The sequence below is a fragment of the Ensifer sp. PDNC004 genome (genome assembly GCF_016919405.1).
Lineage (GTDB): Bacteria > Pseudomonadota > Alphaproteobacteria > Rhizobiales > Rhizobiaceae > Ensifer.
Genome location: NZ_CP070352.1, coordinates 1,150,619 through 1,168,943, shown reverse-complemented (window position 1 = coordinate 1,168,943; position 18,325 = coordinate 1,150,619). Strand labels below are relative to the sequence as shown.

Genomic DNA, 18,325 nt, shown 5'->3' with positions numbered 1-18,325 from the left:
GCCAACGTCACGCGGCGGCAGCCCGCTGTTCGCGCAGAAATGCGGAGACGCGCCTCAGGCCTTCGCGCAGGACGGCTTCGTTGTTGGCATAGCCGATCCTGATGTAGCCCTCCATGTCCATGGCGCTGCCCGGCGTGAACATCACGCCGGTTCGCTGAAGCAGTTGCAGGCAGAACGCCTCTGATGTCATCGGCAGGTCGTATTTCAGAAGCGCCGTCGTGCCCGACTGCGGCCTGATCCAAGAGATCAGCGGCTCAGCATCCACCCAGTCCGACAGAATGGCGAGGTTGGTGCGGGTGATCGCCTGGCTGCGGGCAAGGATCTTGTCCTTGTTTTCCAGCGCGATGGCCGCGAAATGGTCATCGAGCATGCCGACGCTGATGGTGTTGTAGTCGCGGTGGACCGAAACGGCCTGGATCAATTCGGGCGGCGCGACGATCCAGCCGAGCCTGAGTCCGGCGAGCGAAAAGGTCTTCGACATGCTGCCGGTGCTGATGCCCTTTTCATAGAGGTCGGCGATCGACGCTGTCAGGCCGCTGCCCTCTTGATCCGTGCCGCGATAGACCTCGTCGCAGAGGACCCACGCGTCGCAAGCGCGCGCGATCTCGACGATCCTTTCGAGATAGGCGCGGTCCATCAGTGCGCCGGTCGGGTTGTTGGGATTGTTGATGGCGATCAGCTTGGTCCCGGGGATCGCCAGCCGCTGCAATTCCTCGAGGTCGGGCAGGAAGCCGGTCTCTTCCGTCAGGCGTAGGATCCGCGTATCGGCGCCGTAGCTCTCGGGGATCGAATAGTGCTGCTGATAAGTCGGCAGCACCGAAATCACCCGGTCGCCCGGTTCGACCAGCGTTTCGTGCACCAGCGCATTTGCGCCGATCGCGCCATGAGTGGTGACGACATTGTCGATCGCCTGTTTCGCATAGAGGCCCGCGATCAGCCCGCGCAGCCGCTCGGATCCCTCGATCGCGCCATAGGTCAGTTTCAGCGGCAGCAATTCGGCAAGGATCGTATCCGTCTTGCCCGCCATGTCGAGGAGTTCCGCGACGGTCAGGGGCTCGACGCAGGTTTCGGCGAGGTTCCATTCGCAATGGTTCTCGTAGCGGTTCATCCAGATCTCGACGCCGAAGTCGCGGATTTTCATGCGGATTTCCTTTCGAATGTTGAAAGCATGGCCCCGACCATGCCGGTGCCATGGTCGAGACGGCCACGACGCTCTCGTTGAGAATTGCCGTCTGCTGTGACATGAACCGACGAGCTGACACGCCTCCGCACAGACACTCCGTTGCTATCGGAGCCCCCTGGAAAAGCTGTGGCAATTGGTGTTCGGTCGCTGTAGAAAGACGTTATGAGCAATATATTGCACAGTCAAGATCGGTCCGACGTTTTGTCTCACGTCGCCGAAAACCTGAAGCGGATCCGCCAGGCGGCCGGCCTCAGCCAGGCCGCACTGGCCGATGCGTCCGGCATCAGCCGGCGGATGATCGTCGCGGTCGAGAGCGGAGATGCCAACATCAGCCTCTCCAGCCTCGACAAGCTGGCAGCCGCCATGAAGGTCGGCTTCATCGATCTCGTCCGGGATCCGCAACGACAATCCGGCGACAGCATCGACGCGGTGACCTGGCGCGGTCGGCAAAAGGAAAGTGAGGCGCGGCTGCTTGCGTCCACCCCGGCTGCGAGCGAGGCGCAGATGTGGCTCTGGTCGCTGGCGCCCGGCGAACGCTACGACGCCGAGCCCGACCCGCAGGGCTGGCATGAGATGCTGTTCGTGACGGAAGGCGCCCTGACGCTCGAGCTCTCGGGCGAGCGAAAGCGCTACGCAACCGGCGCCTATACCGTCTACAGCTCGGCCCAGGCCTATGCCTACATCAATGACGGCGACGATGTCGTGACCTTCGTGCGCAACGTCATCTCGTAGACCGGGCAGACGCAGCCCCCGCTACTCGACGTAGTTCCAGGGGACGAAGCGATAGAGCGTTTCGTCGCGCGCCACATGGCCGACACCAGGGAACGGCAGATGCGCACCGGCAACGAGGTATCGCCCATCGGCCGCATCCGCCAGCGCCACGGCACGCGTAGCCGCCGCCGCGGTGCCATCGACGTCGAAGCTGACGAAGACGTCGGGCGTGTCGAACTGGATGTAATCCCCGTGAATGACGTCGCCCCAGAAGACGAGGCGCTGGCCGTCATCCCCCTTCAGCGCGATCGCGGAATGCCCGGGCGTGTGGCCGGCACGCAAAGTCGATCCGAGGTTCGGCAAGACGTCGCCATTATCGGCGAACCGCTTCACCTTTCCGGCGGCAATGTAGGGAGCAAGGGCATCGTGCGCGCGCTGAAAGTCGGTCTTCTGCGCCTCGGTCAGCGCCGTTACGCCCTCGCGCTCGATCCAGTAGCGGTATTCGCGGTCGGCGAGATGGATCTCCGCGTTCGGAAATTGCGGCTTCCCGTCGACAATGAGGCCGCCGGAATGGTCGGCGTGCACATGGGTCAGGATCACGGCGTCGACCTGTTCGGCGCGGTAGCCGGAGGCGGTGAGATGCCGCACGAGCTTGCCGGCGGCAGCACCGAGCAGGGCGCCCGATCCGGCATCGATCAGCACCAACCGTTCGCCGTCGTTGACGAGGTAGGCGTTGATCGACAGATGCGGCTCCTTGCCGAGGAAATTCGCCTCCAGCCTGCGCTGCAGCTCGCCTTCCGATTCGTTCTGATAGATCTTCGTCATCGGCAACGCCACGGTGCCGTCCGACAAGGCGGTGACTTCGAACTTTCCGAAGCGGAAGCGGTAATAACCGGCATTGGCGACGGTCGAGAATGGCGCGGCGGAAAAGGCGAAACGCGGCGCGAGCGGCAACAGGGCGGTGGCGGCAAGAAGGCCCAAAGCTTGTCTGCGGGTGGTCATGATCGGCTCCTTCGATTGGATGCCGAGACGCTATCAATTCAACCGCCGGTCGATTATCCTGCGATCGTGGAAGTGATTGTTCCGGAAACGCATGAAATCCCCCCAATCTGCCGATCTCAACAGCCTCAGGATTTTCCTCGAGGTCGCCCGCTCCGAGAGCTTTTCCTCAGCAGCGCTTCGCCTGCACCTGCCACCGAGCACGGTCAGCCGGCGCCTGGGAGAGCTTGAGGCCGCCCTTGGCGTTGCCCTGCTGCTGCGCTCCACCCGCCGGGTCTCGCTGACCGAGGCCGGCAAACATCTGCTGGAGTCGGTCGGCGGTGCCGTCGAACTCATCGACCGCGGCATCGCCGGCTTCCAGCCCGCCGACGGTACGGCGCGGGGGCGCCTGCGGGTCGCCACATCGGTCGCCTTTGCCCGCACCTTCCTGCCGCCGATCCTGAAGCGCTATGCGGAGCTCTGCCCCGAAGTCCAGGTCGACGTGCAGACCACCCACCAGAATGTCGACCTGATCGGCGAAGGCGTCGACGTGGCCTTGAGGATGGGACAGCCGGTCGACAGCGAGATGATCTACAGGAAGATCGGAACGATCGCGCCGCGCCTCTATGCAGCCCCGGCCTATTGCGCCGGATTGGCGCTCTCGTCTCCGGAAGACCTGATGCATTTGGCTCTGATCGCCTACCGGACGCGCATGCGGCGGGACCTTGCCCATTGGGTGCTCTCCGACGGCACCAGGCAGTTTACGCTCGAGCGCCCGCCGTCGATCGTCGTCGACGATCCGGCGATCAGCGAACGGTTGATCGCCGAGGGCCTCGGCATCGGCATGCTCAGCGAAGCGCTTGCCGCCGACGGCGTCTCCACCGGACGGCTCGTTGCGGTTCTTCCGGCGTGGTCCGGGCCGTCCACCCACATTTACTATCTCTTCCACCAACAACTCGGCGATCTGCCGAAAGTGGCGGAATTCTTGAAGGCCGTGCGCGAAACGTTTCGGCTTCGCGACGCGTGACCCTGCGGCCAGGAGCGCATGCGTCGGGTGAGCGCGGAAGCTCTAGGACTGGCTCTCTTCGATCGAATCCACCCGGTCCGGATAGAAAGCCAACCTCCCCTTGATGGCGGCCACCGCCGGGTGCGGGTCTTCATAGGTCCATACCGCATTGCGCGACCGCTCGCCGCCCAGAGGGATGCTGAAATAGGAGGCGTCACCCTTATAGGGGCAATGGGACGAATGATCGGTGCGCTCAAGCAGGGACATGTCGGTATCCTCCCGCGGTATGTACTGCACCGCGGGATAGGATGCCTCGCGCAGGGTCAGCGCATTGCGGGTGTCGGCTACGACGCGCCCGCCGAGTGTGACGACGACGCGGCCCGGGTTTCTTTCGGTGGTGATCGGATGATCGGGACCGGGGATCTTGATCGGTTTGTCTGACATGGGCGACCACCTCCAGAGCGTTACAAATACTAGGTGGTACCCTCGCCGGCCGATTCCAACCGGTCACGCCAAAAACCCTCAGCTGTTTGCCGCCGAAGAATGGACGGCTGTTGAGGGTTCTGCCGCGGCGGCCGCCGGATGGCTCTCGTCGAGCAGCCTGCGCACTTCCATCACGCCCTTGGCCGTATCCGACCAGCTGTGTCTCCAGACGAGAAGCGCGACCGAGCCGACGATGGCGATAACAAAGGCGATCGGCCCCAGGAACCAGAGCGCCGCGGCCACGGTGAAGTAATAAGAGCGGACACCCTGGCTGAAGGAGCGAAGGGCCGGATTGATCATCAGCGACAGGGCGTGGGCCCATGCGGCAATGTCGCGGGCCTCTTCGCGCGACGGGCTCGCGCCGATCGCCGCGAGGCAATAATTGATCTGCCGGACCGCCCAGATGAATTCGGACAACCCGCGCAGCAAGGTCGCCATGACGAGCAGCACCTTGCATTGAAACAGCCACAGCGGCTCGATCGGCGCGAACATCGCGATGATGCCCGACTGAAGGCCGATCGTCGGCTGGATGAACAGCGCGCTGCTCATGGCGACGATGACGATGAGATTGGCCGAACCGAAGAACGATGCCGAGTTGATCGTGTGACCGAGGATGGCGGCGTCACCGATGAAGTTGCTGTCCCGCGTCAGCACCTCGCGCATCCAGGCCTGCCGGACACGCACCATGTCCAGCATCAGGCTGTCGGTCCGGCGCGGCCAGCCAAGCGCCATCATCGGCTCCAGTCCCACCCAGGTCACGAGGAACAGGATAATCGCAATCCAATCAAGCATCTGCACGGCCGGCCTCCCACCATAGCTGTTTCTAATAGAAGCCGCGACGAGCGGCGCGTCAACGCGGTGGCGCAAGTCGGGATTGCCGAAGCCGGCGGCGGCGCTAGCGCTTGGCGATAATCCCTGGGACTTAAATGCCATCACCGGATTGACACGGTCTGTATCCTGGATACAATTTGCCTCGATCTTGGGAGGGATCGATGAACCAATCCTTTGAATGGCGAAGCCAGTCACGGCTGCTCGACGAAGTGGCGCAGGCCCTTCGCGAACGCATCTATGCCGGCGTCTACGCCCCCGGCGCGACGCTCCGGCAGGAGAAGATCGCCGCCGAATTCGGCATCAGCCGTACGCCGCTGCGCGAGGCCCTGCGGGTGCTCGAGCGCGACGGGCTGGTCGTCAACAAGCCGGGCAGCGGCGTGCGGGTCGCAACCGCCGACCTGCCGAAGCTGCTGGACGCCTATGCGGTGCGCGAGGCGATGGATGGGGTGGCAGCTCGCAACGCCGCCGAGCGGGCAACGACTGCCGAGATCAAGGACCTGGCAAAGCAGGTCGAACGCCAGCGCAAGATCGTCGAGAACTGGGATCCCGGCGCCTACACCCAATCCAACGTCGTCTTTCACGAGGCGATCGTTGCCGCCTCGCGCAATGCGTCGCTGGCCGCGCTCGGACCGCTGCTGCGCATGACCTCGCAGGTGTTTGCGCCGGCGTTTTCGCTGTCCAGCGAACGGGCGAGCACGGCCGTCGCCGAACACGGGCTGATCGTTGAGGCGATCGCCGCACGCAACCTTGATGAATCCGAGAAGCTGGCGCGCGCCCACATCAACGCGACGGCCATGAGACTGAAGGCGCTGCTTGAAGAGCGCGGGACTGACAAAGAGGCATGACTGTGAAGAGCTACGGCAATTTCATCGCGAACAAGTGGCAGGACGCAACGAACGGCGAGTTCATTGCCGTCAGGGACCCCTCCAACGGCCAGGAATTCGCACGCATCGCCCGGGGCACCCGGGATGATATCGACCTCGCCGTGCGTTCTGCACGCGCAGCGCTCTCCGGCGAGTGGGGACGTTTGACGCCGACCGAGCGCGGCCGGGTTCTGACCCGGATTTCGGCGGGCGTGCTGCGCAACATCGACCTTCTGACGGAGCTTGAGGCGCGCGATGTCGGCAAACCGCTGACCCAGGCGCGCGCCGACGTCGTGGCGCTTGCCCGCTATCTCGAATTCTACGGCGGCGCCGCCGACAAGGTGCATGGCGACACCATCCCCTATCAGAACGGCTTCACCGTGCTGACCGTCTACGAGCCGCATGGCGTCACGGGCCATATCATCCCCTGGAACTATCCCATGCAGATCCTCGGCCGCAGCCTCGGCGCTGCCCTTGCCATGGGTAACGCGGCCGTGGTCAAGCCGGCGGAAGAAGCCTGCCTGACAATCCTCGAATTCGCCCGCATCGCCGAGGAAGAGGGCCTGCCTTCAGGCGCACTGAACATCGTCACCGGCTTCGGCTCGGAGGCGGGTGCGGCCCTTTCCGAGCATCCCGACGTCAACCACATCTCGTTCACCGGTTCGGTCCGCACCGGTGAAATGGTGCAGGCGGCAGCGGCGAAGAACGCCGTGCCGGTGACGCTTGAGCTCGGCGGCAAGTCGGCACAGATCGTCTTTGCCGATGCGGATCTCGACCGCGCGGTCCCTTTCCTCGTCAATGCCGGCATTCAGAATGCCGGCCAGACCTGCTCGGCCTCGTCGCGCATTTTGGTCGAGCGCGCCGTCTACGAAGAGGTGGTGGCGCGGATGAGCGAGCGATACCGCGCGCTGAAGGTCGGTCCGGCCGGAAGCGATCTCTCGGTCGGCCCAGTTGTCTCGCAGCGGCAGAAGGCGATCGTCGAGGGCTTCCTTCTCGACGCCGCCAAGGATGGCCTGAAGGTTGCGGCGCAGGGCGAGATCGTCGCCGACGCGCCGGCCGAGGGCGCCTATGTCGCCCCCACCCTTTTGCGCGATGTGCCGCACGAGCACCGCACCGTGCAGGAAGAGATCTTCGGCCCGGTGCAGGTGATCATGCCGTTCGACGGTGAAGAGGAGGCGATCCGGCTTGCCAACGGCACCGCCTTTGGTCTCGTCTGCGGCGTCTGGACCAATGACGGCGGACGGCAGCTGCGCATGGCGCGCGCCGTGCACGCCGGCCAAGTGTTCATCAACAATTACGGCGCCGGCGGCGGCGTCGAGCTGCCCTTTGGCGGTGTCAAGAAATCCGGTCATGGCCGCGAGAAGGGGTTCGAGGCCCTCTACGGCTTTGCCAGCATGAAAACCATTTCTGTCTACCACGGCTAGAGCGGGATGAGGAAAAGTGTGTGCGATTTTCCGCCCGCATCCCGCTCTAACCCATGATCCAAGTCTCCTCGGGAGGAACTACACGTGTCACTAGAAGGTAAGGTCGCTCTCATCACCGGCGCAGGCTCCGGCTTCGGCGAGGGCATTGCGAAGCGGTTCATCGAAGGCGGCGCGAAGGTCATCGTCGTCGACCGCGATGCCGCAGGCGCCGAGCGCGTCGCCAAGGAACTCGGCAAGAACGCGTTTCCCGTGGTTGCCGATATCGCCAAGGAGACGGATGTCGCAGCTGCCGTTGCCGCAGGCCTCAAGCAGTTCGGCCGCGTCGATATCCTGATCAACAATGCCGGCATTGGCCACAAGCCGCAAAACGCCGAACTGGTCGAACCCGACGAGTTCGACCGCATCCTCGGCGTCAATGTGCGCGGCGTCTATCTGATGACGCGGGCGCTGCTGCCGCACATGAAGGAAAACAAGGCCGGCGTCATCGTCAACATCGCTTCGACCGGCGCCAACCGGCCGCGGCCGAACCTTGCCTGGTACAACGCCACCAAGGGCTGGGTCGTTTCCGCCACCAAGGCGCTGGCGATCGAACTCGCGCCGTTCAACATCCGCGTCGTCGCGCTCAATCCGGTTGCCGGCGAAACGCCGCTGCTTTCGACCTTCATGGGCGAGGATACCGAGGAAATCCGCAAGAAGTTCCGCGATTCCATTCCGCTCGGACGCCTGCTGAAACCGGAGGACCTTGCCGAGGCCGCCTTCTTCGTCGCCTCGCCGCAGGCGTCGATGATCACCGGCGTGGCGCTCGACGTCGACGGCGGACGCTCGATCTGATTACTTCGATCCGATTTCTGGGACCATGAACAACGAAACCGCAAAGCGGGGGAACCATCATGAACTTGACGAAACTGGCGCTTGCCTCGTGCTTCATCGCCGCGTCGCTGACGCCGGCAATGGCCAAGGATACGATCACTGTCGGCCAGGTGCTCGAGCCGCCGGGCCTCGACCCGACCGCCGGTGCCGCAGCACCGATCCGCTACATCACCTACGGCAACCTCTTTGAGGGTCTCGTCCGCGTGGTCGAAGACGGCACGGTGAAGCCGCTGCTCGCCGAAAGCTGGACGGTCTCCGACGACCAGAAGACCTACAGCTTCAAGCTTCGCCAGGGCGTCAAGTTCCACGATGGCACCGCCTTCGACTGCTCCGTGGTGAAGTTCTCCTATGAGCGCGCCGTTTCGGCCGATTCCACCAATGCGCAGAAAGGCCTGTTCGAGCCGATCGAAAAGACCGAATGCCCGGATCCGGCGACCGCGGTGGTGACGCTGAAGCGCCCGGCCTCCAACTTCCTGTTCAACATGGCCTGGGGCGACGCGGTGATGATCGCGCCGTCGTCGGCCGCAGACAACAAGACCAGGCCCGTCGGCACCGGCCCGTTCAAGTTCAAGGAGTGGGCGAAGGGCGACAAGGTGGTTCTTGAAAAGAACGCCGACTATTGGGGCGAACCGGCCAAGCTCAGCGAAGTGACGTTCAAGTTCATCAGCGACCCGTCGGCTGCCGCCGCCGCCGTTCTCGCCGGCAATGTCGATGCCTTCCCGATGTTCCAGGCCGCAGAACTGGTCAGCCAGTTCCAGAGCGATCCGAACCTGCAGGTCGAGGTCGGCAGCACCTCGGGCAAGGTGGTGCTCGCGCTCAACAATGCGAAGAAGCCCTTCGACGATGTTCGCGTCCGCCAGGCGCTCGCCCATGCGATCGACCGCAAGGCGTTGGTCGAAGGCACCTATTCGGGCTTCGGCACGACGATCGGCTCGCATTATTCCCCGGTCGAGCCCGGCTATGTGGATCTCAACGAAACCTACCCCTATGACCCCGGCAAGGCGCAGCAGTTGCTGCAGGAAGCAGGCGTTCAGAACCTCGAAATCACCATCATGCTGCCGCCGCCGGCCTATGCCCGCCGTGGCGGCGAGATCATCGCGGCCATGCTCAGCGAAGTTGGCATCAAGGTGAACCTCGTGCCGATCGAGTTCGCGCAGTGGCTGGATCAGGTGTTCAAGAACTCGAACTTCGACGCGACGATCATCGCCCATGCGGAAGCTCGCGACCTCGATATCTATGCCCGCGACAAGTACTACTTCAACTACCAGAACCCTGAGTACAAGGCGCTCTACAAGTCCTACACGCTGGCTTCGACTGAAGCCGAGCAGATGGACCTGATCGGCCAGCTCCAGCGCAAGCTGGCTGCGGACGAACCGAACGTCTTCCTCTATGCACTGCCGAAGATCGGCGTCTGGAACAAGAAGGTGAAGGGTCTCTGGAAGAACATGCCGGTGCCGGCCGACGACCAGACCCAGACCTATTGGGAAAACTGATCGACGTTCATTGAGCGGGATGCGGGCGGAAACCGCATGCACTTTTCCTCATCCCGCTCCAGCATCCGCCCTCTCGATTGGGGCGGGCGCAGATCTGTCGTTGGCCGCCGCACCCGGCGCCGGTCAACGCTCGCTCTTTCCGGGAGGTTGATGTGATTTCCTTCATTGGCGGTCGCCTCGTGTCGCTCTTGCTGACGACACTGGTCGCCTCAGTCATCGTCTTTCTGCTGATGCAGGTGCTGCCCGGCGACCCGGCCGTGCTGATGCTCGGCATGAATGCCGACGCAGACGCGATCGCGGCGCTGCACCGGCAGCTCGGCCTCGACCAGCCGATCTGGATCCGCTACCTCCAATGGATCGGCGGCTTCGTCGTCGGCGATTTCGGCATGAGCCTCACCTATTCGGTGCCGATCCGGGAGCTGCTTGGCCCGCGCATCCTGGTGACGCTGCCGCTGGCGCTGCTCTCCATGGCGATCTCCGTCGTCGTCGCCATCGCCATCGGCGTCTATGCCGCCGCCAACCGGGGCAAGGCCGGCGACACCGTCGTCATGGGCATCGCCCAGGTGGGCGTCGCCATTCCCAATTTCTGGCTGGCGCTTCTCTTCATCCTGCTCTTCGCCCTGAAGCTCGCCTGGTTCCCGGCCTCCGGCTTTGCCGGCTGGGAAGGCGGCATCTGGAACGGCCTGCATTCGCTGATCCTGCCGGCGCTCGCGCTCGGCCTGCCGCTTGCCGCCATTCTCGGCCGCGTCACCCGCTCCGCCGTCATCGAAACGCTTGGCGAAGATTTCATTCGCACCGCCCGCGCCAAGGGGTTGAGCCGCGCCGGCGCTCTGTGGAAGCACGCGGTGCCGAACGCGCTCATTCCCGTCGTCACCATCATCGGCCTGCAGTTCTCCTTCCTGCTTGCCGGTACGATCATCATTGAGAACGTCTTCAACCTGCCAGGCATCGGCCGCCTCGTCTTCCAGGCGATTGCCCAGCGCGATCTCGTGACGGTGCAGACGCTGGTGACGCTGCTGGCGGCCTCGGTCATCACCATCAATTTCCTCGTCGATCTGGTCTACGGCTATCTGGATCCGCGCCTGTCGAGGGGAGGCCACTGATGTCCGCTCAAGCAGCCGCCGCGCAACCCAGCCTCTTCTCAAAGCTCATCGACAGCCGAAACCTGACGATCGGCGCCACCGTTACCATCATCCTCGTGGCGATGGCGCTCGTCTCCTATGTCTGGACACCCTATTCGCCGACGGCGATGAACTTCCGCGACAAGCTGCAGGGTCCGAGCCTTGCCCATTGGTTCGGCACCGACAATTTCGGCCGCGATATCCTGTCGATGATCATGGTCGGCGCCCGCAACTCCATCAGCGTCTCGATCGTCGCGGTGCTGGTCGGCGCCGGCATCGGCGTGCCGCTCGGCGCCTGGGCGGCCGCCCGCGGCGGCTGGGTCGATGGTCTTGTCATGCGCATGAGCGACCTTGCCTTCGCCTTCCCGGCGCTTCTGACCGCCGTCATCATCACCGCGATCTTCGGCCCCGGCGCCACCAACGCGATGATCGCGATCGGCATCTTCAACATCCCGGTCTTTGCCCGCGTCACCCGCGGCGCCTCGATGGGGCTCTGGAAACGCGAATATGTGCAGGCCGCGCGCTGCGCCGGACGCGGCGACGTGGCAATCACGTTTCTGCACATCCTGCCCAACATCAACCACGTGCTGCTCGTCCAGGTGACAATCCAGTTCGCCTTGGCAATCGTTGCCGAAGCCGGCCTTTCCTATGTCGGCCTCGGCACGCAGCCGCCGATGCCGAGCTGGGGCAAGATGCTGAACGACGCCCAGACCTTCATCTATCAAGCGCCCTGGCTCGCGATCTTCCCGGGCCTGGCAATCACCTTTGCCGTGCTCGGCCTCAACCTGCTCGGCGATGGCCTGCGCGACATTCTCGACCCGCGCGTGAGGCGGCAACGATGACCAGACCCTTGCTTCACATGGCCGGCATGTCGGTCGAACTTACGGCCGGCAAAAGCACGGTCGATATCGTCTGCGACATCGATCTCGAACTCAACCGCGGCGAACGGCTTGGCATCGTCGGTGAGTCCGGCAGCGGCAAGTCGATGACAGCCCTTGCCGTCATGGGCCTGCTGCCGCAGCGCATGCGGGTGCGCGGCGAACTTTCCTTCGACGGCCGCAATCTCGCGGGCTTGGGCGAAGCCGATTACTGCGGCTATCGCGGCCGGCGCATGGCGATGATCTTCCAGGAGCCGATGACCGCGCTCAATCCGGTCAAGTCGATCGGTGCGCAGATCGCCGAGGGTCGGCGGCTACACCTCGGTGAAACGAAAGCCGACGCCGAGAAGAAGGCGCGTGCGCTTCTCGACCGCGTCGGCCTGCCGGCGCCGCGCTTCGATCTGGATCTCTACCCGCATCAGCTCTCCGGCGGCCAGCGCCAGCGCGTGATGATCGCGATGGCGATCGCCTGCGAACCGGACCTGCTGATTGCCGACGAGCCGACGACGGCGCTCGACGTCACCGTACAGGCGCAGATCCTCGACCTGCTCGACGAGCTGATCGAAGACACCGGCACGGCGCTGATGCTGATCACCCACGATCTCGGCGTCGTCTCGGAGATGACCGACCGCATCGCCGTCATGTATGCCGGCCGCATCATCGAAACCGGGCGCACGGACGACGTCTTTGCGCGCATGGCGCATCCCTATGCCCGAGGCCTCTTTGCCGCCTTGCCACACGGAGCGGCACTTACGCCCCGTGAAGTCGGCGAAGGGCGGCCAAGGCTGAACGCCATTCCGGGCATCGTGCCCGATCCCTTCGGACGGCCGTCCCATTGCTCCTTTGCGGACCGCTGTTCCTATGCCCAACCGGACTGTCGTCTGGCGATCCCCGCGCTGGACCTGATCAACACCGATGAAAATGTCGAGCATCGCGCCGCCTGCTTTCATCCGCGCGAAAGGATGGTGGCATCGTGAGCGAGGTGATCCTCAAGACCACCGATCTGGTGCGCGAATACGACCTGCCGCGCCCGTCGATCTTCTCGAAGCAGAGCCGCCTGCGCGTGCTCCATGGCGTCAGCGTCGAACTGGCCGCCGGCCAGAGCCTCGGCATCGTCGGGGAAAGCGGCTCCGGCAAGTCGACGCTGGCACGCGCCGTGATGGGGCTGGAACGACCGCAGTTTGGCCAGGTCTCGATCGCCGGCAAGGATATCTATGCGCTCGACCGTGCCGGGCTGCGCGAGGCCCGCAAGGGCTTTCAGGCGATCTTCCAGGATCCCTATGGTTCACTCGATCCGCGCCATACGGTGAGGACAATCATCTCCGAGCCGATCGTTTCGCTGGAGCGCGAGACCGGCACCACAGAGCGCAACCGCCGCATCGCCGAGGTGCTGGAGGCGGTCGGCCTGCCGCTGGCGTCGGCCGACAAGTATCCGCACGAATTCTCCGGCGGTCAGCGCCAGCGCATCGCCATTGCCCGCGCGCTGATCACTCGGCCGGCGCTGATCGTCGCCGACGAGCCGGTGTCGGCTCTCGATGTCTCGATCCAGGCGCAGGTGTTGAACCTGATGATGGACCTGCAAGAGAAGCTCGGTCTTTCCTACCTCTTCATCAGCCACGATCTCGGTGTTGTGCGCGCCATTACCGATCGGGTAGCGGTCATGCATCTCGGCCGCATCGTCGAGGAAGGGCCGACATCAGAGGTCTTCGACAACCCCCGCCATCCTTACACCCAGGCGCTGGTCGCCGCCGTACCCAAGCCGTTTTCCGGGCGGCGCAAGCGCGTGCGCTCCGATGGGCCGCCGCAAACGCCGGTCCATACCGCAACGACCGCAGCCGGCTGCGCCTATGCCGCCGTCTGTCCCGCGAGACAGGAGATCTGTCTGAACCGAACGCCTGAGGCCAAGCCGGTGACGCCGGCCTGGTCCGCCCGCTGCCATTTTGCCTAGGAAGTGCCCCATGTCCGAACTCGCCGATTTCACCGCCGTCGACCTTGTCGACGCCTACCGCTCGAAAAAGCTCTCCCCCGTCGAGGTCACCGAAGCCGTCATTGCCCGCATCGACGCTTCCGAACCGAAACTGAACGCGCTCTGGGCCTATGATCCGACCGAAGCCCGCAAGGCCGCCAAGGCATCGGAGGAACGCTGGGCAAAGGGGGAGCCTCTGGGGGCGATCGACGGCGTGCCGGTGACCATCAAGGAAAACATCGCGACCAAGGGCACGGCCGTGCCGCTCGGCTGCGCCGCCGTGTCGCTGACGCCGGCTGCCGCCGACGCACCGCCGGCGGCCCGCACCCGTGAGGCAGGCGGCGTTCTGCTCGCCAAGACCACCATGCCCGATTACGGCATGCTCTCTTCCGGCCTTTCCAGTTTCCACAAGCTGGCCCGCAACCCGTGGGACCTCTCGGCCAATCCGGGCGGATCGAGCGCCGGCGCCGGCGCGGCCGCCGCAGCCGGTTATGGGCCTTTGCACATCGGCACGGATATCGGCGGCTCCGTCCGCCTGCCGGCCGGCTGGTGCGGCATCGTCGGGCTGAAGCCTTCGGCCGGCCGCGTGCCGATCAACCCGCCGTTCATCGGCCGCGTCGCCGGCCCGATGACCCGGACGGTCGCCGACACAGCGCTCTACATGTCGGTGCTGTCGCAGCCGGACGCCCGGGACACGATGTCCCTGCCCTATGCTGACATTCCCTGGCTCGATCTTGATCGTGATCTGAAAGGGCTGAAGATCGGCCTCTGGCTCGACGCCGGCTTTGGCCAGTCGGTCACGGAGGAAACGGAGCAGGCGGTCAAGAAGGCGGCCCAGCTCTTTGCCGACGCCGGCGCGATCATCGAACCGATCGGCCCGTTCCTGACGCGCGAGATGATCGACGGTCTCGACCGCTTTTGGCGGGCGCGCGGCTGGGAAGACGTGTCGCGTCTTTCGCCGGAAAAGCAGGCGCAGATCCTGCCCTACATCTTCGACTGGATCAAAACCGCCGAGGACTTTAACGGCCGTGAGGTTTATACCGGCTTCGCCCAGATCGAGGCGATGCGCAACGCGCTGCATGCAGCACTTTCCGGCTATGACTTCATCCTCTCGCCGACCGCGCCGACGGCCTCTTATCCGGCCGAATGGGCCTCGCCGGTCAACGACCCGCAGAAGCCGTTCGAGCACATCGCCTTCACCGTCGCCGTCAACATGGGCGGCCAGCCGGCAATCTCGCTCAACTGCGGCTATACCGCAGGCGGCCTGCCGATCGGCCTGCAGATTATCGGCCAGCAGTTCGACGATATCGGCGTGCTTCGCCTCGCACGTGCCTTCGAGATCATGCGCCCTGAGCAACGCCCCTGGCCGAAGGTCGCATGATGAGCGACACGATGCGTTACACCATCGAGAGCGGCGATCTCGAAAACATCGTCTCCCGCCTGCTCGACATCGTTCGCCGGCTCGGCGTCAGCGTTTCGAAACTCGCGATCGAGGTGGATGGCGGCAAGGCCAGCCTCGAAATCGCCGTGTCTTCGGCCTCGCAAGCAGTCGCCAATACGCTGCGTGAGCGCATCGGACAGATCGAAGGCGCGAAGGCAGCGGCCTAGCCCGCATCATCATCAACGCGGCCGTGCCGCTTTACACAGACTGAAAACCACAGGAGTGCCGACAATGGCCCGCAAACTTTTCATCCTCCCCGGCGACGGCATCGGCCCGGAAGCCATGGCGGAAGTCCGCAAAATCATCGCCTACATGAATGCCGAGCTTTCTGCCGGCTTCGTGACCGACGAGGGCCTGGTCGGCGGTTCGGCCTATGACGCCCACGGTCAGGCGATCTCGGAAGGGGACATGGCAAAGGCGCTCGCCGCCGATGCGGTGCTGTTCGGCGCCGTCGGCGGTCCGAAGTGGGATGCGGTGCCTTACGAGGTTCGCCCGGAAGCGGGTCTGTTGCGCCTGCGCAAGGATCTTGAACTCTTCGCCAACCTGCGCCCGGCGATCTGCTATCCGGCGCTCGCGGCCGCCTCGTCGCTGAAGCCCGAACTGGTCGAAGGCCTCGACATCCTGATCGTGCGTGAATTGACCGGCGGCGTCTATTTCGGCGAACCGAAGGAGATCGTCGATCTCGGCAACGGCCAGAAGCGCGGCATCGACACCCAGGTCTACGACACCTACGAGATCGAGCGCATCGCCGGCGTCGCCTTCGAACTGGCCCGCACGCGGCAAAACCGCGTCTGCTCGATGGAAAAGCGCAACGTCATGAAGTCGGGCGTGCTTTGGAACCAGGTGGTGACAGAGACGCACAAGGCGAAGTACTCCGACGTCCAGCTCGAGCACATGCTGGCGGACGCCGGCGGCATGCAGCTGGTGCGCCAGCCCAAGCAGTTCGACGTCATCGTCACCGACAACCTGTTCGGCGACATGCTGTCGGACGTGGCCGCCATGCTCACCGGTTCGCTCGGCATGCTGCCGTCGGCCTCGCTCGGCGCGCCGGATGGCGTCACCGGCAAGCGCAAGGCGCTCTACGAGCCGGTGCATGGTTCGGCGCCGGACATTGCCGGCAAGGGCATTGCCAACCCGATCGCGATGATCGCGTCGTTTGCCATGTGCCTGCGCTACTCCTTCAACCTCGTGAAGGAAGCCGACAATCTGGAGAAGGCGATCGCCAACGTGCTCGACCAGGGCATCCGCACCGGCGACATCATGGCCGAAGGGGCGAAGAAGGTCGGCACCACGGAGATGGGCGACGCCATCCTCGCCGAGTTCAAGGCGCTGTCGGCTTAAACGACGACAGATCAGATGCGGGCGTCCCACCGACGCCAGCGGGAACTTGAGAAACAAACACCTCCGGAGCGCATCCGGAGGTGTTTTGCATTTCCGGCCTTGGGAAGACGAGGTCTCAGATCGTGATGCCGCCGTCGATGTTGATGGCCTGGCCAGTAATGAAGGCCGCCTCGTCCGAGGCGAGGAAGGCGCAGATGGCGGCGACCTCCTCGACCGTGCCGAAACGCCCGGCCGGTTGCCGACCGATGAAGGATCGATAGGCCTCATCCCGGCTTCCAAGCTTTTCACCGAGTTCGCCGATGCGCTCCTCCAGGGAAGGCGAAGCCACCGTTCCGGGGCAGACCGAGTTGCAGCGGATGCCCTGGGATACATAGTCGGCGGCCACTGCCTTGGTCAGACCGATAACACCACCCTTGGCAGCACCATAGGCGGCACGCCGCGGGAAACCCTTGATCGAAGAAGCGACCGAACCGATGGTGATGATGCTGCCGCTATTGGCCTTCATTTTCGGGATCGCGCCGGCAATGACGTTATAGGCGCTATCAAGCGTGATGTTCACCGAGCGGCGCCAATCGGCGGGCGAGCATTCCTCGACCGTGCCCTGATGCACGTAGCCGACCGCATGCACGAGGATATCGACCCGATCGAAGCCTTCGAAATAGGCGCTGACGGCCCCGTGATCCGTCGCATCGAGCCGCGTCGTCGCAGCACCGTCGAGGGTGGCGAGCAGCTCGGCATTGATGTCGCTGGCGTGGACCTCGGCACCGTCGGCCATCAGCCGTTCGGCGACGGCGCGGCCGATGCCCTGGCCGGCGGCCGTGACCACGGCAATGCGCCCGGCCAATCGTCCCGACTTTTCCTTCATGGTGAAATCCTTCCGCATGTCTAGAGGGATTGAACGACCTGCCGCTGGCGGCCGAGGCCATCGATACCAAGTTCCACCACATCACCGGGCTTCAGGTAGCGCGGCGGTTTTTTGCCCATGCCGACGCCCGGCGGGGTGCCAGTGCAGATGAGATCGCCGGGCTCCAGCACGCAGAACTCGCTCATGTAGGAGACGATGGTCGCGACATCGAAGATCATGCGGGCGGTCGTGCCGGCCTGCATGCGCTCGCCGTTGACGTCGAGCCACATGGACAGCGCCTGCGGGTCCGGCACCTCGTCCTTCGTCACGAGCCAGGGGCCCGTCGGGCAGAAGTTCGGGAAGCTCTTGCCCTTCACCCATTGCCCGCCGCGCTCCATCTGCCAGGCCCGTTCGGAGACATCGTTGACGACCGTATAGCCGAAGACATGGTCCATGGCAGCGTCACGAGAAATACCGAGTGCGCGCTTGCCGATAACGATGCCGAGCTCGACCTCCCAGTCGAGCTTCGACATGTTTTCGGAGTGGAGAAGCGGCGCGTTCGGACCGCAATAGGTGCCGGCCGCCTTGTTGAAGAGGATCGGTTCGGACGGCACTGGCAGTCCCGCCTCTTCCGCATGGTCGGAGTAGTTGAGGCCGACGCACCAGATCGTACCGGGCCTTGCGACAGGCGGCAGGATGTCCGCATCGACCACCGGCATCAAAGGGAGCGCCGCGAAATCGGCGCCGGAGAGCACTGCCAAGACACCAGGCAAAGTTTCCGCCGTGAAGTCCTGGACGAGCGAAGACACGTCCCGCGCCTTGCCCTCGCCATCGAGGATGCAGGGCACGGCGGAGCCGCCGACGATGAGACGCAGCAATTTCATTCTCTTGG

At 64.3% G+C, this 18,325-nt stretch carries 19 protein-coding genes; 13 read left to right on the top strand and 6 right to left on the bottom strand.

Features of this window, described 5'->3' with window-relative positions; all coding sequences use genetic code 11:
- Positions 1–7: 7 nt before the first annotated feature.
- Positions 8–1,141 carry an aminotransferase gene (locus JVX98_RS05170; protein ID WP_205236039.1) on the bottom strand — a complete coding sequence of 378 codons (1,134 nt, stop codon included), beginning with the start codon at positions 1,139–1,141 and terminating at the stop codon, positions 8–10.
- Between the two features lie 204 nt (positions 1,142–1,345).
- Between JVX98_RS05170 and JVX98_RS05165 the strand changes: the two genes are divergently transcribed.
- Positions 1,346–1,915: a helix-turn-helix domain-containing protein gene (locus JVX98_RS05165; protein ID WP_205236038.1), complete on the top strand. Its 570-nt coding sequence runs from the start codon at positions 1,346–1,348 to the stop codon at positions 1,913–1,915.
- A 21-nt stretch (positions 1,916–1,936) separates the two neighbouring features.
- On the opposite strand, the gene JVX98_RS05160 is transcribed toward JVX98_RS05165, so the two are convergent.
- Positions 1,937–2,896, bottom strand: a complete 960-nt coding sequence (locus JVX98_RS05160; protein ID WP_205236037.1) for an MBL fold metallo-hydrolase — start codon at positions 2,894–2,896, stop codon at positions 1,937–1,939.
- A 91-nt stretch (positions 2,897–2,987) separates the two neighbouring features.
- Between JVX98_RS05160 and JVX98_RS05155 the strand changes: the two genes are divergently transcribed.
- A complete protein-coding gene (locus tag JVX98_RS05155; RefSeq protein ID WP_205236036.1) occupies positions 2,988–3,899 on the top strand; it encodes a LysR family transcriptional regulator in 912 nt (303 codons plus the stop codon).
- A 42-nt stretch (positions 3,900–3,941) separates the two neighbouring features.
- Here JVX98_RS05155 and JVX98_RS05150 read toward each other — a convergent pair whose 3' ends face one another.
- A complete protein-coding gene (locus tag JVX98_RS05150) occupies positions 3,942–4,322 on the bottom strand; it encodes a DUF427 domain-containing protein (protein ID WP_205236035.1) in 381 nt (126 codons plus the stop codon).
- 78 nt (positions 4,323–4,400) lie between these two features.
- Positions 4,401–5,153 carry a DUF599 domain-containing protein gene (locus JVX98_RS05145; protein WP_371826523.1) on the bottom strand — a complete coding sequence of 251 codons (753 nt, stop codon included), beginning with the start codon at positions 5,151–5,153 and terminating at the stop codon, positions 4,401–4,403.
- Positions 5,154–5,353: 200 nt separating this feature from the next.
- Between JVX98_RS05145 and JVX98_RS05140 the strand changes: the two genes are divergently transcribed.
- From JVX98_RS05140 to leuB, 11 genes are all read left to right on the top strand, one after another.
- Positions 5,354–6,037, top strand: coding sequence for a GntR family transcriptional regulator (locus tag JVX98_RS05140; RefSeq protein ID WP_205236033.1), 684 nt, complete (start codon positions 5,354–5,356; stop codon positions 6,035–6,037).
- The gene (locus JVX98_RS05135; RefSeq protein ID WP_205236032.1) at positions 6,034–7,479 is read left to right on the top strand and encodes an aldehyde dehydrogenase family protein; all 1,446 of its coding nucleotides are present in this window, start codon (positions 6,034–6,036) and stop codon (positions 7,477–7,479) included. The genes JVX98_RS05140 and JVX98_RS05135 overlap by 4 nt, the downstream gene beginning before the upstream one ends.
- Positions 7,480–7,563: 84 nt before the next feature.
- Entirely contained in the window at positions 7,564–8,310 is a 747-nt protein-coding gene (locus tag JVX98_RS05130; protein WP_205236031.1) for a glucose 1-dehydrogenase, read from the top strand.
- 56 nt (positions 8,311–8,366) lie between these two features.
- A complete protein-coding gene (locus tag JVX98_RS05125; protein WP_371826522.1) occupies positions 8,367–9,842 on the top strand; it encodes an ABC transporter substrate-binding protein in 1,476 nt (491 codons plus the stop codon).
- A gap of 152 nt (positions 9,843–9,994) precedes the next feature.
- Positions 9,995–10,945: an ABC transporter permease gene (locus JVX98_RS05120; protein WP_205236029.1), complete on the top strand. Its 951-nt coding sequence runs from the start codon at positions 9,995–9,997 to the stop codon at positions 10,943–10,945.
- Complete coding sequence (locus JVX98_RS05115) at positions 10,945–11,805, top strand: ABC transporter permease (protein WP_205236028.1); 861 nt, start codon at positions 10,945–10,947, stop codon at positions 11,803–11,805. The genes JVX98_RS05120 and JVX98_RS05115 overlap by 1 nt, the downstream gene beginning before the upstream one ends.
- Positions 11,802–12,818, top strand: coding sequence for an ABC transporter ATP-binding protein (locus JVX98_RS05110; RefSeq protein WP_205236027.1), 1,017 nt, complete (start codon positions 11,802–11,804; stop codon positions 12,816–12,818). The genes JVX98_RS05115 and JVX98_RS05110 overlap by 4 nt, the downstream gene beginning before the upstream one ends.
- Entirely contained in the window at positions 12,815–13,789 is a 975-nt protein-coding gene (locus JVX98_RS05105) for an ABC transporter ATP-binding protein (RefSeq protein WP_205236026.1), read from the top strand. The genes JVX98_RS05110 and JVX98_RS05105 overlap by 4 nt, the downstream gene beginning before the upstream one ends.
- Positions 13,790–13,799: 10 nt before the next feature.
- Positions 13,800–15,188 carry an amidase gene (locus tag JVX98_RS05100; protein WP_205236025.1) on the top strand — a complete coding sequence of 463 codons (1,389 nt, stop codon included), beginning with the start codon at positions 13,800–13,802 and terminating at the stop codon, positions 15,186–15,188.
- Positions 15,188–15,415 carry a hypothetical protein gene (locus tag JVX98_RS05095; RefSeq protein WP_205236024.1) on the top strand — a complete coding sequence of 76 codons (228 nt, stop codon included), beginning with the start codon at positions 15,188–15,190 and terminating at the stop codon, positions 15,413–15,415. The genes JVX98_RS05100 and JVX98_RS05095 overlap by 1 nt, the downstream gene beginning before the upstream one ends.
- 64 nt (positions 15,416–15,479) lie before the next feature.
- Complete coding sequence (leuB, locus tag JVX98_RS05090; RefSeq protein WP_205236023.1) at positions 15,480–16,589, top strand: 3-isopropylmalate dehydrogenase; 1,110 nt, start codon at positions 15,480–15,482, stop codon at positions 16,587–16,589.
- Positions 16,590–16,704: 115 nt separating this feature from the next.
- Here the strand turns inward: leuB and JVX98_RS05085 are convergent, their stop codons facing one another.
- Together JVX98_RS05085 and JVX98_RS05080 are read right to left on the bottom strand one after the other, a co-directional pair.
- On the bottom strand, positions 16,705–17,454 hold the full coding sequence (locus tag JVX98_RS05085; RefSeq protein WP_192451120.1) for an SDR family oxidoreductase: 750 nt from the start codon (positions 17,452–17,454) through the stop codon (positions 16,705–16,707).
- A 20-nt stretch (positions 17,455–17,474) separates the two neighbouring features.
- The gene (locus JVX98_RS05080) at positions 17,475–18,317 is read right to left on the bottom strand and encodes a fumarylacetoacetate hydrolase family protein (protein WP_192451121.1); all 843 of its coding nucleotides are present in this window, start codon (positions 18,315–18,317) and stop codon (positions 17,475–17,477) included.
- Positions 18,318–18,325: the final 8 nt, after the last annotated feature.

Excerpts from the sequence above, each read along its gene's own strand:
- JVX98_RS05170 (WP_205236039.1), bottom strand. The coding sequence starts at position 1,141 with ATGAAAATCCGCGACTTCGGCGTCGAGATCTGGATGAACCGCTACGAG.
- JVX98_RS05165 (WP_205236038.1), top strand. The coding sequence starts at position 1,346 with ATGAGCAATATATTGCACAGTCAAGATCGGTCCGACGTTTTGTCTCAC.
- JVX98_RS05160 (WP_205236037.1), bottom strand. The coding sequence starts at position 2,896 with ATGACCACCCGCAGACAAGCTTTGGGCCTTCTTGCCGCCACCGCCCTG.
- JVX98_RS05155 (WP_205236036.1), top strand. The coding sequence starts at position 2,988 with ATGAAATCCCCCCAATCTGCCGATCTCAACAGCCTCAGGATTTTCCTC.
- JVX98_RS05150 (WP_205236035.1), bottom strand. The coding sequence starts at position 4,322 with ATGTCAGACAAACCGATCAAGATCCCCGGTCCCGATCATCCGATCACC.
- JVX98_RS05145 (WP_371826523.1), bottom strand. The coding sequence starts at position 5,153 with ATGCTTGATTGGATTGCGATTATCCTGTTCCTCGTGACCTGGGTGGGA.
- JVX98_RS05140 (WP_205236033.1), top strand. The coding sequence starts at position 5,354 with ATGAACCAATCCTTTGAATGGCGAAGCCAGTCACGGCTGCTCGACGAA.
- JVX98_RS05135 (WP_205236032.1), top strand. The coding sequence starts at position 6,034 with ATGACTGTGAAGAGCTACGGCAATTTCATCGCGAACAAGTGGCAGGAC.
- JVX98_RS05115 (WP_205236028.1), top strand. The coding sequence starts at position 10,945 with ATGTCCGCTCAAGCAGCCGCCGCGCAACCCAGCCTCTTCTCAAAGCTC.
- JVX98_RS05110 (WP_205236027.1), top strand. The coding sequence starts at position 11,802 with ATGACCAGACCCTTGCTTCACATGGCCGGCATGTCGGTCGAACTTACG.
- JVX98_RS05100 (WP_205236025.1), top strand. The coding sequence starts at position 13,800 with ATGTCCGAACTCGCCGATTTCACCGCCGTCGACCTTGTCGACGCCTAC.
- JVX98_RS05095 (WP_205236024.1), top strand. The coding sequence starts at position 15,188 with ATGAGCGACACGATGCGTTACACCATCGAGAGCGGCGATCTCGAAAAC.
- leuB (WP_205236023.1), top strand. The coding sequence starts at position 15,480 with ATGGCCCGCAAACTTTTCATCCTCCCCGGCGACGGCATCGGCCCGGAA.
- JVX98_RS05085 (WP_192451120.1), bottom strand. The coding sequence starts at position 17,454 with ATGAAGGAAAAGTCGGGACGATTGGCCGGGCGCATTGCCGTGGTCACG.
- JVX98_RS05080 (WP_192451121.1), bottom strand. The coding sequence starts at position 18,317 with ATGAAATTGCTGCGTCTCATCGTCGGCGGCTCCGCCGTGCCCTGCATC.